We start from the raw sequence: 13,620 nt of genomic DNA, 5'->3' as shown, positions 1-13,620 counted from the left end.
CACACGCCAACCTGTTGACCGCAAGCGCCAATCGCCATGACCGAACCCACTTCCCTCGCCAGCTGGACCCGCGCCCTGCGCAAGCAGCTCGATGCCCTGGGCCTCGACAGCGCCGCGCTGTGCGCCCAGGCCGGGCTCGATCCGCAGCAGATGGACGACCCCAATGCGCGTTACCCGCTGTCGGCCACCACGCGCCTGTGGGAACTGGCGGTGCAGGCCAGCGGCGATCCGGCCATCGGGTTGCGGGTGTCGCGGTTTGTCAGCCCGACCACCTTTCATGCGCTGGGTTATGCGCTGGTGGCGAGCGGCAGCCTGCGCGAGGTGTTCGAGCGCATCGTGCGGTATCACCAGGTGGTCAGCGATGCCCTGAGCCTGGAACTCAGCGGCGATGGCGAGCGCTACCGCTTTCGCCTGCTGCAACCGCCGGGCAGACCGGCGCCGGCGCTGGAGGCCATCGATGCGTTTGCCGCGATCTATGTGCGCACGTGCCGCAATCGCCTGGGCCGCGACTATGCGCCGCTGGCGGTTTACCTGCGGCGCCCGCAACCCGCCGACCCCAAGCCCTGGCACACGGTGTTCCGCGCACCGGTGTTTTTCGGCGCCGAGGAAGACCGCCTCGAATTCGCCGCCAGCGATTTCGACAGCCACCTGGACGACGCCAACCCGGAACTGGCCGAACACAACGAAACCGTGCTCAAGCGCACCCTGGCGCAACTGCAACCGCTGACCTGGGAACGCAAGGTGCGCGCAGCCATCGAGGCGCAACTGCCCGATGGCGAGCCGAGTGCCGAGCGGATTGCCCAGGCGCTGCATTTGAGCCTGCGCAGTCTGCAGCGGCATCTGGCGGATGAGGGGTGTCGGTTTGATGCGTTGCTCAATGAGTGTCGCCAGAACTTGGCGTTGCTCCACTTGCGTGATCCACAGTGTTCATTGGCCGAGGTCAGCCATCTGTTGGGATTTGCCGATACCAGCAGCTTTAACCGGGCGTTCAAGCGCTGGACGGGGATGACGCCGGGGCAGTTTCGGGATGGGTTGCGGTAGGGGGATGTGGGGGGAGGCTGAAGGCCTCATCGGGGGCAAGCCCCCTCCCACATTTGAAATGCGTTCTCCTGTGGGATGGGGCTTGCTCCCGATGGCAATCTTTCAGGCACTACAGTGACGGGATCAATCAGCGACCCCGATCCCGCCGCAACAGTTTCCTGACCCGCATCACCAACCCCTTGGCCTCAAACGGCTTGAGCAGGTAATCATCCTCATGCAGCTCCAAGCCGCGCAGGCGATCTTCAATCCCGCCCGGTGTGGTCAGGAACAACACCGGCGTCTCACCCTTCTGCCGGATCGCCTGCTGCAGCTTCCAGGCATTCAGGCCGGGCAACATCACATCGAGGATCACCAGGTCGTACTCGGCGCTTTCGACAAAGCGCTGCGCCGCCATGCCGTTGGCCGCGACTTCCACGGTGTAGCCGGCCTCGTTCAAGCCTTGGGCCATCCGCTGTGCCTCTTCGGATTCATGTTCCACTAACAGCACACGCATAACACACCTCGATTAATCAGGTTTGCAGGCTAACACCCTCAGGTGTGCGCCGCCTCTCGTAGCCGCTGCGCATCGAGGATTTCGATCTCGCCGTAGCCCAGGCGCACGATGCCTTGGGCTTGCAGGTCCTTGAGCAAGGCGTTCGTAGTCTGGCGCGACAGGCTCAACATCGCCGCCAGGTCTTCCTGGGGCAGTTGCAGCACGCGTTTTGAGGGCGCCATGTCGCCGTAGCCCTCAACAATCATCAACAGCCGGTGGGCCAGACGCACCGACGCGGGCATCAGGCTGAGCTGTTCGAGGCCGATAAAACTCAGGCGCAACTTCTGGCTCATCAGCAGCGCCAGGTCGCGCCAGTAGCGGGGGGACTCCTCGAGGATCTTCAGCAGCGCCTGCTGCGGCACCTGCACCAGCGTGCACGGCCCCGTGGCGCAGGCGTCGTGGGTGCGCGGCAAGCCGTCGAACAGGCAGATTTCGCCGAACCAGTAGGGCGCCCCCACCAGGCTCAACAGCGCTTCCTTGCCGTGCTCATTCACCGCACTGACACGCAACGTGCCCTCGAGCACCGCATACAAGCCGCAGGGCGGGTCGCCGCGCTTGAACAGGTACTGTCCCGCCGTCAGCTGCCGCAGCCGCGCATGGGCCAGCAGACTATGCTGGAAAGGTACGGGCAGGTGACTGAACCAGTGGCCGACAGCCAACCGGGCGTGCCATTGCGTCGCATCCATGAGAACTCCGAAGATTGTCGCCCAACTGACAGTTAGTCCCAGGCTGACAGGGCATGATCAAGCATCCTACAGGAGGAACAACAATGAAAAGCCTCGTCGATCACCTCAGTCAATACGCCGCCTACCACCGCGATCCGCGCAATATCGCCAGCCACTTCATCGGTATCCCGCTGATTGTGGTCGCCGTGGCCGTGCTGCTGTCACGCCCCGAATGGGCGGTGGGCGGGCTGTGGCTTTCCCCGGCAGTGATAGTGGCGCTGTTTTCCGCGTGGTTTTACCTGCGGCTTGAACTGGCCCTGGGCGTGCTGATGACGGTGTTGATGGGCTTGTCTGTATGGGCCGGGCATGCGTTGGCGGCGCAGAGCACGACGGTGTGGCTCAGCAGCGGCGTCGGCCTGTTTGTGGTGGGCTGGGTGATTCAGTTTGTCGGGCATTACTACGAGGGCAGGAAGCCGGCGTTTGTGGATGATGTGTCGGGGCTGATTGTGGGGCCGTTGTTTGTGGTGGCGGAGGTGGCGTTTTTGCTGGGGCTGCGCCAGGGCCTCAAGCAACAGATTGAGGAGCGCTCGGGACCGGTGGTTCGCCGCGATCTGAAGCCGAGACAGGTCTGAATGTGGGAGGGGGCTTGCCCCCGATGGCGGTGTTTCAGTCAGCTTATCTGCTGCTGACCCACTGCTATCGGGGGCAAGCCCCCTCCCACATTTGGTCCCAGTTTCAGAGTTGGTATTGCGGTGAACTCAGGCTTTTTGCCAAACCTTGGGCTTGAAGAACAGGGTCTCGCCACGGGCCAAACCGGTCAGGCTGTCGTGGTCTTTCACCACTTCGGCTTCGATCAGCTCACTCTGGCCCTCAACCTTCAAGGTCACCCGCGTGGTCGCGCCCAACGGACGAATATCACGCACCTCGGCCGCGTGGTGATCTTCCAGTTCGTGGCGCGACAGCGACACTTCATGCGGACGGAACAGCACATGCTTGTCCTCGCCCAGGTGCAGGCGGTTGGAGTCGCCGAGGAAGTGGTAGACGAAATCGCTGGCCGGGTTTTCGTATACGTCGCCCGGTGAGCCGATCTGCTCGATCACGCCCTTGTTCATTACCACGATGCGGTCGGCGACTTCCATGGCCTCTTCCTGGTCGTGGGTCACGAACACCGAGGTCAGGTTGATGTCTTCGTGCAGGCGCGCCAGCCAGCGGCGCAGTTCCTTACGCACCTTGGCGTCGAGGGCGCCGAAGGGTTCATCCAGCAGCAGCACTTTCGGCTCGACCGCCAACGCGCGAGCCAGGGCGATACGCTGGCGCTGGCCACCGGAGAGTTGTTCCGGGTAACGGTCGGACAGCCAGTCCAGCTGCACCATGTTCAGCAGTTCGTGAACCTTGGCCGCGATCTGGCTTTCGTTCGGACGCTGGTTCTTCGGCTTCATGCGCAGGCCGAAGGCGACGTTGTCGAACACGGTCATGTGGCGGAACAGCGCGTAGTGCTGGAACACAAAACCGACGTTGCGATCACGCACGTCGTGGCCGGAGACGTCTTCACCGTGGAACACGATGCTGCCGTCATCCGGGGTTTCCAGGCCGGCGATGATGCGCAGCAAGGTGGTCTTGCCGCAGCCGGAGGGCCCAAGCAAGGCCACCAGCTCGCCACTCTGGATATCCAGGTTGATGCTGTCCAGGGCCTTGAAGGCGTTGAAGTTCTTGCTGACGTTACGGACTTCGATCGACATGACTTATTCCTCAGCCGCACTGGCGCGCAGGCGATTAATACGGTTCTCGCTCCACTGCTTGAGCAGCAGGATGAAGAGCGCCAGGATCAGCAGCAGACTCGCCACCGCAAACGCGGCAACGTGGTTGTATTCGTTGTAGAGAATCTCGACGTGCAGCGGCAAGGTGTTGGTCACGCCGCGAATATGGCCGGACACCACCGACACCGCGCCGAACTCCCCCATGGCCCGCGCGGTACACAGCACCACGCCGTAGATCAGGCCCCATTTGATATTCGGCACGGTGACATGCCAGAACATCTGCCAGCCATTGGCGCCCAGCAGGCGCGCGGCCTCTTCTTCCTGGGTGCCCTGCTCCTGCATCAGCGGGATCAGTTCGCGGGCGACGAACGGCACGGTGACGAAGATGGTCGCCAGCACGATGCCGGGCAAGGCGAACACGATCTGGATGTCATGCTCCTGCAACCACGGGCCAAACAGGCCCTGGGCGCCGAACATCAGCACGTAGACCAGGCCGGCGATCACCGGGGAGACCGAGAACGGCAGGTCGATCAGCGTCACCAGGATGCTCTTGCCACGGAACGAATACTTGCTCACGCACCAGGCCGCGCTGACGCCGAATACCAGGTTGAGCGGCACCGAAATCAGCACGGCGATCACCGTGAGTTTCAGCGCGGACAACGCGTCCGGTTCAAGGATTGCGGTGAAAAACGCCCCGAGGCCGTTCTTCAAGCCCTGGGACACCACGATAAACAGCGGCAGCAGCAGGAACAGGAAGAACACCAGCCAGCCCAGGCCGATCAGGATGCGCCGGGAAACAGCGCTGCCACGGCGGGCTGCGTTGGCCGAGGATGCCGCGGAAATAGACGATTGGGACATGTTCCGCGCCTCCTTATGGACGTTCGATGCGCCGCTGCAACAAGTTGATCAGCAGCAGCAGGACAAAGGAAACCACCAGCATCAGTACGCCAATGGAGGTGGCGCCGCGATAGTCGTACTGGTCGAGCTTGACCATGATCAGCAACGGCAGGATCTCGGTTTTCATCGGCATGTTGCCGGCGATGAAAATCACCGAGCCGTACTCACCGACGCCACGGGCAAACGCCAGGGCGAAACCGGTCAGCCAGGCAGGCAACAGCGCGGGGACGAGGATGTAGCGGAACACCTGCAACGGCTTGGCGCCCAGGCAGGCGGCGGCTTCTTCGATTTCCCGGGGGATATCGGCGAGTACCGGCTGCACCGTGCGCACCACGAACGGCAGGGTCACGAAGGTCAGCGCCAGGGTGATGCCCAAGGGGCTGTAGGCGATCTTGAAGCCCAGGTCGGCGGCGAACTGGCCCACCAGGCCGGTCGGCGTGTACAGCGCAGTCAGGGCAATACCGGCCACGGCGGTGGGCAGGGCGAACGGCAGATCGATCATCGCGTCGATGATCTTGCGGCCGGGGAAGGTGTAGCGCACCAGCACCCAGGCCAGCAGCGTGCCGATCACGCCGTTGATCAGGGCGGCGTACAGCGCGGTACTGAAGCTCAGCTTCAACGCCGCCAGCACACGGGGTGCGGAGATGATGTTCCAGAACTGATCCCAGGTGAGTTGAGCGGCGTGTACGAACATCGCCGCGAGGGGGATGAGTACGATCAGGCTGAGGTACACCACGGTGTAGCCCAGCGTCAGCCCGAAGCCGGGTATGACGGGGGAAATACGACGCGACATAAGAGTCCTTGGTTAGCGGAACTGACACACAAAACCCGCAGGTGAATGCGGGCTCTGTGGGCGGGTTGTTGCTCGGCTTACTGCGCCGTGTAGATCTGGTCGAACACGCCACCGTCGTTAAAGAATTTCGGCTGGGCAGTTTTCCAGCCGCCGAAGTCTTTGTCGATAGTCACCAGGTCCAGTTTCGGGAACTGCTGGGCGTATTTGGCGGCCACTTTTGCATCCCGTGGGCGGTAGAAGTTCTTCGCCGCAATCTCCTGGCCAGCCGGGCTGTACAGGTGCTTGAGGTATTCAGTGGCGATCTCGGTGTTGCCCTTTTTCTCGGCGTTCTTGTCGACCACGGCCACCGGCGGCTCCGCGAGAATCGACAGGGACGGCACGACGATGTCGAACTTGTCGGCGCCGCCGTCTTCTTTCAGGGCCAGGAACGCCTCGTTTTCCCAGGCCAGCAACACGTCGCCCTGACCGTTGTTGACGAAGGTGATGGTCGAGCCGCGCGCGCCGGTGTCGAGGATCGGCACGTGCTTGAACAGCTCCTTGACGTATTCCTGAGCCTTGGCTTCGCTGCCACCGGATTTCAGGCCGTAGGCCCAGGCGGCAAGGAAGTTCCAGCGCGCACCGCCGGAGGTTTTCGGGTTAGGCGTGATCACGGAAACGTCTTTCTTGATCAGGTCGCCCCAATCCTTGATGCCTTTAGGGTTGCCCTTGCGCACCAGGAACACGATGGTCGAGGTGTATGGGGTGCTCGCATCCGGCAGGCGGGTCTGCCAGTTTTCCGGCAGGGTCTTGCCCAGCTTGGCGATTTCGTCGATGTCACCGGCCAGGGCCAGGGTCACCACGTCGGCGCGCAGGCCGTCGATCACCGCCCGGCCTTGCTTGCCCGAACCACCGTGGGATTGCTGGATCTTGACGTTATCGCCGGGGTGAGACTGTTTCCAGAAGTTGGTGAACTCAGCGTTGTAGTCCTGGTACAGCTCACGGGTAGGATCGTACGAGACGTTGAGCAACTCGTAGTCCTTGGCAACGGCGGAACCGGCAAACACGGCGCTGGCCAGGGCGGCCAGGGCATAACGGCGAATCGACGACATAGAAGCTCCTGAAAATTCTGGGTGTTGGCTTTTTCTTATAGTGACGGGGTCTATCGCCGTTATTGCTTAGCTCGGTTTGTTACCCGGGTTCTGCAAACGGAATTTTTCCTTGCGTTCGATCTGTACCACTTGAGCGTTGTGCACAGTGATTTCCACCGCGCCAAACCGCAGATCGCGCAAGGCGCTCTGGATCTCGCGCAAAATGGCTGCTTCGTCCTGGCCGTCGACGCTACGTAGAGATGCGCTCATGGTCTCGCTCCTGAAATGAATAGTGCCTCGCAGTGGCGGCACTGCTTGCGGCGTAGGGCGATAGTAGATAAGCGCGGATATTCTTAAAAATACTATTTAAGAATGTTTATATAACCAGAAAGAATTTTCTGGCAGGACGTGGGGTTGCGCGCGGGTTTTGCGAGCGAGCACCGAAATAACGCCTGGTGAATATCCAAATGTGGGAGGGGGCTTGCCCCCGATGGCGGTCTGTCAGTAACACATGTTCAGATTGGCACACCGCTATCGGGGGCAAGCCCCCTCCCACATTTGAATGCATTTCAAGCCTGGATGGCGGGGGCGCAGTCCCAGTCAATGGCCTGCGCCGGCATCGGCCGCCCAAACCAGTACCCCTGGCCCATATCGCAGTGCTGCTCCAACAAGAACCGCGCCTGCTCCACCTGTTCGATCCCCTCGGCATGCACCTGCATGCCCATGCTTTTCGCCAGGGCGATCACTACCCGCACGATGGCGGCATCGTCTTCGTCCCACGGCAGCCCGGCGACAAAGCCCTGGTCGATCTTGAGTTTCTGCACCGGCAGGCGCTTGAGGCGCAGCAGGGACGAATAGCCGGTGCCGAAGTCATCGATGGCCAGGCGCAAGCCCAGTTCGCGCAGGCGGTGCAGTTGTTCCAGGGCCACTTCGGGGTCGTCCATCACCGCGCTTTCGGTGACTTCCAGCTCCAGGAAGGCCGGATCCAGGCCGGTAGCGTGCAGCACCTGGGCGACTTGATCGTAAAGTTCGCGCCGGGCAAACAGGCGGCTGGATACATTGATTGCAATAAAGCTCAGCGGCGCGCCGTCGGCCAGCCATCGGCACATCTGCCGGCAGGCCTGGTCCATCACCCATCCATCGATCTCGGCAATCAACCCGGTGCGTTCGGCGATGGGGATGAAATCACCCGGCGGCACCAGGCCACGCTCGGGGTGTTGCCAGCGCACCAGTGCTTCGACGCCGATCAGGCGGCTGGTGTGCAAGTCGTGCACCGGCTGGTAGTAGACGCGCAGTTCCTGTTGTTCGAGGGCGCGGCGCAGTTCGCTGGCGATTTCCACCCGGTTCTGCGCGTGGGCGGTGAGTTCTTCGGTGTACAACGCGTAGCCTTCGCGGCCCACGCTTTTGGCCTTGAAGAGCGCGGAATCGGCGTTGCGCAACAATTGCTCGGCGCTCAGGGCATCATTGGGGAACAGGCTGATGCCGATGCTGGCGCTGATAAACAGCTGATGGCCGTCAAAGATGAACGGTTGCTTCATCACATCGAGCATGCGCTGTGCCAAAGCCGCCGCCTGCACCACCTGTGAGCAGTTTTCCGCGAGCACCGCGAACTCATCCCCGCCCAGGCGCGCCAGGGTCACGCCAGGTCCGAACAGCGCCTTGAGCCGCTCGCCCACCAGTTTGAGCAACTGGTCGCCCACATTATGGCCAAGGCTGTCGTTGATGATCTTGAAGTGATCCAGGTCCAGCAACAACAGGGCGCAGCCGCGCTTGTGGAGTTGCGCCGAGGCCAGCGCCTGCTCGGCACGGTCGGTGAACAGCAGGCGGTTGGGCAGGTCGGTCAGCGGGTCGTGGTGGGCCAGGTGAGCCAGTTCGTGCTCGGAATCCTTGATGGCGCTGATGTCGGAAAACACCGCGACGTAATGGCTGATATGGCCCAGGTCATCGTGAATCACGCGAATGGTTTGCCACTGTGGATAAATCTCACCGCTTTTGCGCCGATTCCAGATTTCACCGCTCCATTCACCGGTGTGTTCCAGGGTCTGGAACATCTGTTGATAGAAATTCGACGAATGGCGACCGGACTTGAACAGGCTCGGCTGCCGGCCCATGACGTCTTCGCACTGGTAGCCGGTGATTTCCATGAAGGCCCGGTTCACATGCACGATCAGGCCCTTGGCGTCGGTGACCAGCACCCCTTCGCGGGTGCAATCGAACACGGCTGCAGCCTGGCGCAGGCGCTCGCGGTTCTCCTTCAAGGGTTGCTGCTGGTCGGCCCGGTCAGATCGGGCACAGATCAGGTAGATCAGCCAGGCACTGAGCGCGACCCACACGTAACCGCGCACCTGCAACCACTGGTGCAGGTCGGTTGGATTATCGAGAAACTCGATCAATACCCGATGAGTGAGGCCTATCCAGACGCTCGAAGCCAGCAGGTATACCAGCCCAGCACGCAGGGCTCCTCGGTATGAAAACAGCATATGCCCAGTAATCCTTACTAAAAGCCCAGAATCGTCCTACAAAGAATGGGGATTATAGGATATGTAACATCTCGTAAGTCTTATCTGAAAGGGCCGCTGGTTTTCTCTGTAGGCTTAGTGATAATGCGTGTGCTGTTCTTTTCTTTATCTGAGGGCCATACAGCCTATGTGGTACAACGGTTTTCTTGACTTGTCGGCCTGGCAACTGGTGGCAGTCACCCTGTTGATGACCCACGTGACCATCGTTGGGGTCACGGTCTATCTGCACCGCTATTCAGCCCATCGCTCCCTGGAGCTCAATGCCGGCCTGAAACACTTCTTCCGCTTCTGGCTGTGGCTGACCACGGCGCAGAACACCCGCGAGTGGACCGCCATCCACCGCAAGCACCACGCCAAGTGCGAGACCGTCGACGACCCGCACAGCCCGGTGATCAAGGGCTTGTCCACCGTATTGCGCAAAGGCGCCGAGCTGTACCGTGCCGAGGCCGAAAACCCCGAGACCCTGCGCATCTACGGCAAGAACTGCCCGGACGACTGGATCGAGCGCAAGCTCTACACTCCTTACCCGCTGCTGGGTGTGGCGATCATGGGCGTGATCGACCTGCTGCTGTTCGGCGCCATCGGCATCACCATCTGGGCAATCCAGATGATGTGGATTCCGTTCTGGGCCGCCGGCGTGATCAACGGCCTGGGCCACGCCGTGGGCTACCGCAACTTCGAATGCCGTGACGCCGCCACCAACCTGGTGCCGTGGGGCATCATCGTCGGCGGCGAAGAGCTGCACAACAATCACCACACCTACCCCAACTCGGCCAAGCTGTCGGTGAAGAAGTGGGAATTCGACCTGGGCTGGGCATGGATCAAGGTGTTCAGCTTCCTGCGCCTGGCCAAGGTGCAGCGCGTGGCACCGATTGCCCACCGCGTGGAAGGCAAGGGCCACCTGGACATGGACACCGCCATGGCGATCCTCAACAACCGCTTCCAGATCATGGCCCAGTACCGCAAGTTGGTGATCGGCCCGTTGGTCAAGCAGGAGCTGGAAAAAGTCGATCACTCGGTGCGCCACCAGTTCCACCGCGCCAAACGCCTGCTGTCGCGGGAAACCAGCCTGCTGGATGACCGCCACCACCTGCGTATCCAGAGCATGCTGGAACACAGCCAGGCGCTGAAAGTGATCTACGAAAAACGCCTGGCGCTGCAGCAGATCTGGCTCAAGACCAGCTCCAACGGCCACGACATGCTCGCCGCCATCAAGGAATGGGTGCACGAGGCCGAGGCCAGCGGCATCCAGTCCCTGCGGGATTTTGCCCACCAATTGAAGACCTATTCGCTGCGTCCTGCGGCGGTCTGACAGTCGCGTGGGAGGGCTTGCCCTCCCACCCATCAGCTTTTTGGCGCCATTTCTCGGACACCGTCAATCGAGCCTGTTGACGGAACTTCACTGCAATTCGCCTCTCTCAATGAACACTTCGCCATCATGGTGGCCCCTTGTAGTGACCGCTGCTCGATCTTGCGGCGCGCCCAGAGAGAGTTGTGCCGATGGTTCTCGAAAAGCCCTTCACCGCCGACAGCCCTACCGCTGACCCTCCGCGTCCGGCCGCGGCAGCAACCCTGCTGGCACTGGTACATGCCCAGGGCGAAGTCGAACGACTGAGTGAGCGCGAACAATTGCTCAGTTCTCTGCTGGTCAGCGTAAACGCCGTGCTGTGGGCCATCGATTGGCAAACCCGCCGCGTGCTCTACGTCAGCCCGGCATACGAGCGGATTTTTGGACGTTCCGCCGGCCTGCTGCTGGCCGACCACCGCGAATGGCGCAACAGCATTCACCCCGAAGACCTCGATTACGCCGAACACAGCCTGGCGCGCGTGCTGGAGCAGGGGGCCGTGGAAGACCGCGAGTACCGCATCATCACCGCCGACGGGCAGATCCGCTGGCTGAGCGACAAGTGCTACATCAACCAGCAGGTCGAACCCGGCGAGCCGGTGATCGTCGTCGGCATGGCCGAAGACATCACGGAAAAAAAACAGCTGGAACTGGAGCTGCACCGTCTCGCCACCACCGACGTGCTGACCCAGAGCAGCAACCGCCGACACTTCTTCGAATGCGCCAACCAGGCCTTCGACAGCGCCTGCGCCCAAGGCGCGCCGCTGGCCTTCCTGCTGCTGGACATCGATGACTTCAAGGACGTCAACGACACCTACGGCCACCTAGAGGGCGACCAGGTGCTGCGGCGTATCGCCGAGAGCGGTCGCGGGGTCCTGCGTCGTGGCGACCTGTTCGGGCGCATTGGCGGCGAAGAGTTCGCCGCCGTGCTGCCAGGTTGCGCGCCGGAGATGGCGCTGCAAGTGGCCGAGCGCCTGGGCAAGGAGATTCAGGCGCTGAGCTTCAGCTATGAGGGCCAGGCGTTCAGCGTGACCATCAGCCAGGGCCTGGCCAGCCTGACCGAGGAAGACTCCACCCTGGACAGCCTGTTCGCCCGCGCCGATGCCGCCATGTATGAGGCCAAGCGCCTGGGCAAGAATCGCGTGATCGCTGGCTGACGCCGACCACTTCCGGTTGCAGCAACAGAAATCCAATCTGGGAGGCCCCACGACCTCTCGACGTAGCGCTGTCGCGCAGCAAACTGGAACCTCTGTGGCGAGCGGGCTTGTCGAAGCGTCGCACCGCTCGCGTTGGACTGCGCAGCAGCCCCAGAACCAAGCGCGGAGGAGTGCCTGATACACCGCATTCGTCTTTATTAGGGGCGCTTCGCACCCCAACGCGGGACAAGCCCGCTCACCACAAGAATGCGGTTGCCTGAAATTGTTTATGCAAGACTCAGGATTTTAGAGTGAAATTTTTTACCCTTTAAAATCAGTAAGTTATTTTAAATTTGATAAGAGCTGGCTTGCCTCAGGCACAAAAAAACCCGCCGAAGCGGGTTTTTCTTATCGATCAGGCCAACTGCCGCTTACAGCTCGGAGAAGCACTCTTCGATGATCGCCAAGCCTTTGTCCAACTGCTCGTCCGGCGAGGTCAGCGGCACCAGTACGCGCAACACGTTGCCGTAGGTGCCGCAGGACAGCAGGATCAGGCCCTTGTCACGCGCCTTGGCCACCACGGCGGCAACGGCCGCAGCGTTTGGCTTGTGGCTGTCGCCGTCTTCGAACAACTCGACCGCGATCATCGCGCCCAGGGCACGCACGTCACCGATCACCGGGTACTTGGCTTGAATCGCCTTGAGGCCAGTCACCAGGCGCTCGCCGACAGCTTTGCAGCGGTCCAGCAGGTGCTCTTCTTCAAACACTTCCATCACCGCCAGCGCAGCGGCGCAAGCGATCGGGCTACCGGCGTAGGTGCCGCCCAGGCCACCTGGGGCAATGGCGTCCATGTATTCGGCCTTGCCGCACACACCGGCCAGGGGGAAGCCGCCAGCGATGGATTTGGCGAAGGTGGTCAGGTCGGCGGCAACGCCCATCTGTTCCATGGCGAAGAAGGTACCGGTACGGCCGGCACCGGTTTGCACTTCGTCGGCGATCAGCAGGATGCCGTGCTTGTCGCACAGTTCGCGCAGGCGCTTCATGAACGGCTTAGGCGCGACGTAGAAACCGCCTTCGCCTTGGACCGGCTCGATGATGATGGCGGCAATATCACGCGGCTCGGCATCGTTCTTGAAGATGCGTTCGATGCTGGCGATGGAGTCGTCGTCGCTGACACCGTGCAGTTCGTTCGGGTACAGCGCGCGGAACACGCCGCCTGGCATCAGGCCCATGCCGGCCGAGTAAGGCACGACTTTACCGGTCAGACCCAGGGTCATCATGGTGCGGCCGTGGTAGGCGCCAGTGAAAGCGATCACGCCGGCACGGCCAGTCGCGGCACGGGCGATTTTCACGGCGTTTTCAACGGCTTCGGAACCGGTGGTGACCAACAGGGTTTTCTTGGCGAAATCGCCGGGGACCTTGGCGTTCACTTTCTCGCACACTTCGACGTACGGCTCGTAGGCCAGTACCTGGAAACACGTGTGGGTCAGCTTGTTCAGCTGTTCGGTCACGGCGGCGATGATTTTCGGGTGCACGTGGCCGGTGTTCAGCACGGCGATACCGCCGGCGAAGTCGATGAACTCGCGACCTTCAACGTCGGTCACGGTGGCGTTCTTCGCGGATTCGGCGAAGATCGGGTGAATCTGGCCAACACCGCGCGGTACAGCGGCTTCGCGGCGTTTCATCAGGGAAGCGTTGGTCTTGCTCATAAAGTCCTCATTCGCCACTCATCGGGTGGCGTTGTTCAAGGAATACGTGGCGGGGAGGCAACTACGGCAGCATGCGATGATCGACTGCCACAGCGTTCCCGGCCACTACGAATAACGGTGTGAAACACGCAAAGGGTCAGCGCTCTCGTGCCCTTTGCG

The 13,620-nt window shown here is 61.7% G+C and carries 13 protein-coding genes; 4 read left to right on the top strand and 9 right to left on the bottom strand.

The window, feature by feature from the left end; all coding sequences use genetic code 11:
- The first annotated feature begins 36 nt into the window (after nucleotides 1-36).
- On the top strand, nucleotides 37-1,041 hold the full coding sequence (locus AC07OT_RS23015; RefSeq protein ID WP_115487836.1) for an AraC family transcriptional regulator: 1,005 nt from the start codon (nucleotides 37-39) through the stop codon (nucleotides 1,039-1,041).
- 127 nt (nucleotides 1,042-1,168) lie between these two features.
- On the opposite strand, the gene AC07OT_RS23010 is transcribed toward AC07OT_RS23015, so the two are convergent.
- A complete protein-coding gene (locus AC07OT_RS23010) occupies nucleotides 1,169-1,534 on the bottom strand; it encodes a response regulator (protein ID WP_027607863.1) in 366 nt (121 codons plus the stop codon).
- A 38-nt stretch (nucleotides 1,535-1,572) separates the two neighbouring features.
- Entirely contained in the window at nucleotides 1,573-2,259 is a 687-nt protein-coding gene (locus AC07OT_RS23005) for a Crp/Fnr family transcriptional regulator (protein ID WP_495109116.1), read from the bottom strand.
- 83 nt (nucleotides 2,260-2,342) lie between these two features.
- Between AC07OT_RS23005 and AC07OT_RS23000 the strand changes: the two genes are divergently transcribed.
- Complete coding sequence (locus AC07OT_RS23000) at nucleotides 2,343-2,870, top strand: Mpo1 family 2-hydroxy fatty acid dioxygenase (RefSeq protein WP_495109115.1); 528 nt, start codon at nucleotides 2,343-2,345, stop codon at nucleotides 2,868-2,870.
- A gap of 126 nt (nucleotides 2,871-2,996) precedes the next feature.
- Here the strand turns inward: AC07OT_RS23000 and AC07OT_RS22995 are convergent, their stop codons facing one another.
- The 6 genes from AC07OT_RS22995 to dibA all read right to left on the bottom strand — a co-directional run bounded on the left by AC07OT_RS22995 (nucleotide 2,997) and on the right by dibA (nucleotide 9,232).
- On the bottom strand, nucleotides 2,997-3,977 hold the full coding sequence (locus AC07OT_RS22995; RefSeq protein WP_253492811.1) for a sulfate/molybdate ABC transporter ATP-binding protein: 981 nt from the start codon (nucleotides 3,975-3,977) through the stop codon (nucleotides 2,997-2,999).
- Nucleotides 3,978-3,980: 3 nt separating this feature from the next.
- The gene (gene cysW, locus AC07OT_RS22990; protein WP_495109114.1) at nucleotides 3,981-4,853 is read right to left on the bottom strand and encodes a sulfate ABC transporter permease subunit CysW; all 873 of its coding nucleotides are present in this window, start codon (nucleotides 4,851-4,853) and stop codon (nucleotides 3,981-3,983) included.
- Between the two features lie 13 nt (nucleotides 4,854-4,866).
- Nucleotides 4,867-5,685 (bottom strand): sulfate ABC transporter permease subunit CysT, encoded by an 819-nt coding sequence (gene cysT / locus AC07OT_RS22985; protein WP_027607868.1) that lies wholly within the window; start codon nucleotides 5,683-5,685, stop codon nucleotides 4,867-4,869.
- 77 nt (nucleotides 5,686-5,762) lie between these two features.
- The gene (locus tag AC07OT_RS22980) at nucleotides 5,763-6,773 is read right to left on the bottom strand and encodes a sulfate ABC transporter substrate-binding protein (RefSeq protein ID WP_053137687.1); all 1,011 of its coding nucleotides are present in this window, start codon (nucleotides 6,771-6,773) and stop codon (nucleotides 5,763-5,765) included.
- A 66-nt stretch (nucleotides 6,774-6,839) separates the two neighbouring features.
- Nucleotides 6,840-7,022 carry a sulfur starvation response protein OscA gene (oscA, locus tag AC07OT_RS22975; RefSeq protein WP_003170956.1) on the bottom strand — a complete coding sequence of 61 codons (183 nt, stop codon included), beginning with the start codon at nucleotides 7,020-7,022 and terminating at the stop codon, nucleotides 6,840-6,842.
- A 299-nt stretch (nucleotides 7,023-7,321) separates the two neighbouring features.
- Complete coding sequence (gene dibA, locus AC07OT_RS22970; RefSeq protein WP_495109113.1) at nucleotides 7,322-9,232, bottom strand: phosphodiesterase DibA; 1,911 nt, start codon at nucleotides 9,230-9,232, stop codon at nucleotides 7,322-7,324.
- A 166-nt stretch (nucleotides 9,233-9,398) separates the two neighbouring features.
- Between dibA and desA the strand changes: the two genes are divergently transcribed.
- Nucleotides 9,399-10,583, top strand: a complete 1,185-nt coding sequence (gene desA / locus AC07OT_RS22965; protein ID WP_027607871.1) for a delta-9 fatty acid desaturase DesA — start codon at nucleotides 9,399-9,401, stop codon at nucleotides 10,581-10,583.
- A 188-nt stretch (nucleotides 10,584-10,771) separates the two neighbouring features.
- On the top strand, nucleotides 10,772-11,773 hold the full coding sequence (locus AC07OT_RS22960) for a sensor domain-containing diguanylate cyclase (protein WP_065941053.1): 1,002 nt from the start codon (nucleotides 10,772-10,774) through the stop codon (nucleotides 11,771-11,773).
- 410 nt (nucleotides 11,774-12,183) lie between these two features.
- On the opposite strand, the gene gabT is transcribed toward AC07OT_RS22960, so the two are convergent.
- Nucleotides 12,184-13,461, bottom strand: coding sequence for a 4-aminobutyrate--2-oxoglutarate transaminase (gene gabT / locus AC07OT_RS22955; RefSeq protein ID WP_131697013.1), 1,278 nt, complete (start codon nucleotides 13,459-13,461; stop codon nucleotides 12,184-12,186).
- Nucleotides 13,462-13,620 lie beyond the last annotated feature (159 nt).

It is taken from the genome of Pseudomonas sp. GW821-FHT09C10, assembly GCF_059418085.1.
This window is presented reverse-complemented; position numbering and strand designations above follow the sequence as displayed.

Bases quoted from the DNA above. Each gene is read 5' to 3' on its own strand.
- AC07OT_RS23015 (WP_115487836.1), top strand. From the start codon at position 37: ATGACCGAACCCACTTCCCTCGCCAGCTGGACCCGCGCCCTGCGCAAG.
- AC07OT_RS23010 (WP_027607863.1), bottom strand. From the start codon at position 1,534: ATGCGTGTGCTGTTAGTGGAACATGAATCCGAAGAGGCACAGCGGATG.
- AC07OT_RS23005 (WP_495109116.1), bottom strand. From the start codon at position 2,259: ATGGATGCGACGCAATGGCACGCCCGGTTGGCTGTCGGCCACTGGTTC.
- AC07OT_RS23000 (WP_495109115.1), top strand. From the start codon at position 2,343: ATGAAAAGCCTCGTCGATCACCTCAGTCAATACGCCGCCTACCACCGC.
- AC07OT_RS22995 (WP_253492811.1), bottom strand. From the start codon at position 3,977: ATGTCGATCGAAGTCCGTAACGTCAGCAAGAACTTCAACGCCTTCAAG.
- cysW (WP_495109114.1), bottom strand. From the start codon at position 4,853: ATGTCCCAATCGTCTATTTCCGCGGCATCCTCGGCCAACGCAGCCCGC.
- cysT (WP_027607868.1), bottom strand. From the start codon at position 5,685: ATGTCGCGTCGTATTTCCCCCGTCATACCCGGCTTCGGGCTGACGCTG.
- AC07OT_RS22980 (WP_053137687.1), bottom strand. From the start codon at position 6,773: ATGTCGTCGATTCGCCGTTATGCCCTGGCCGCCCTGGCCAGCGCCGTG.
- oscA (WP_003170956.1), bottom strand. From the start codon at position 7,022: ATGAGCGCATCTCTACGTAGCGTCGACGGCCAGGACGAAGCAGCCATT.
- dibA (WP_495109113.1), bottom strand. From the start codon at position 9,232: ATGCTGTTTTCATACCGAGGAGCCCTGCGTGCTGGGCTGGTATACCTG.
- desA (WP_027607871.1), top strand. From the start codon at position 9,399: ATGTGGTACAACGGTTTTCTTGACTTGTCGGCCTGGCAACTGGTGGCA.
- AC07OT_RS22960 (WP_065941053.1), top strand. From the start codon at position 10,772: ATGGTTCTCGAAAAGCCCTTCACCGCCGACAGCCCTACCGCTGACCCT.
- gabT (WP_131697013.1), bottom strand. From the start codon at position 13,461: ATGAGCAAGACCAACGCTTCCCTGATGAAACGCCGCGAAGCCGCTGTA.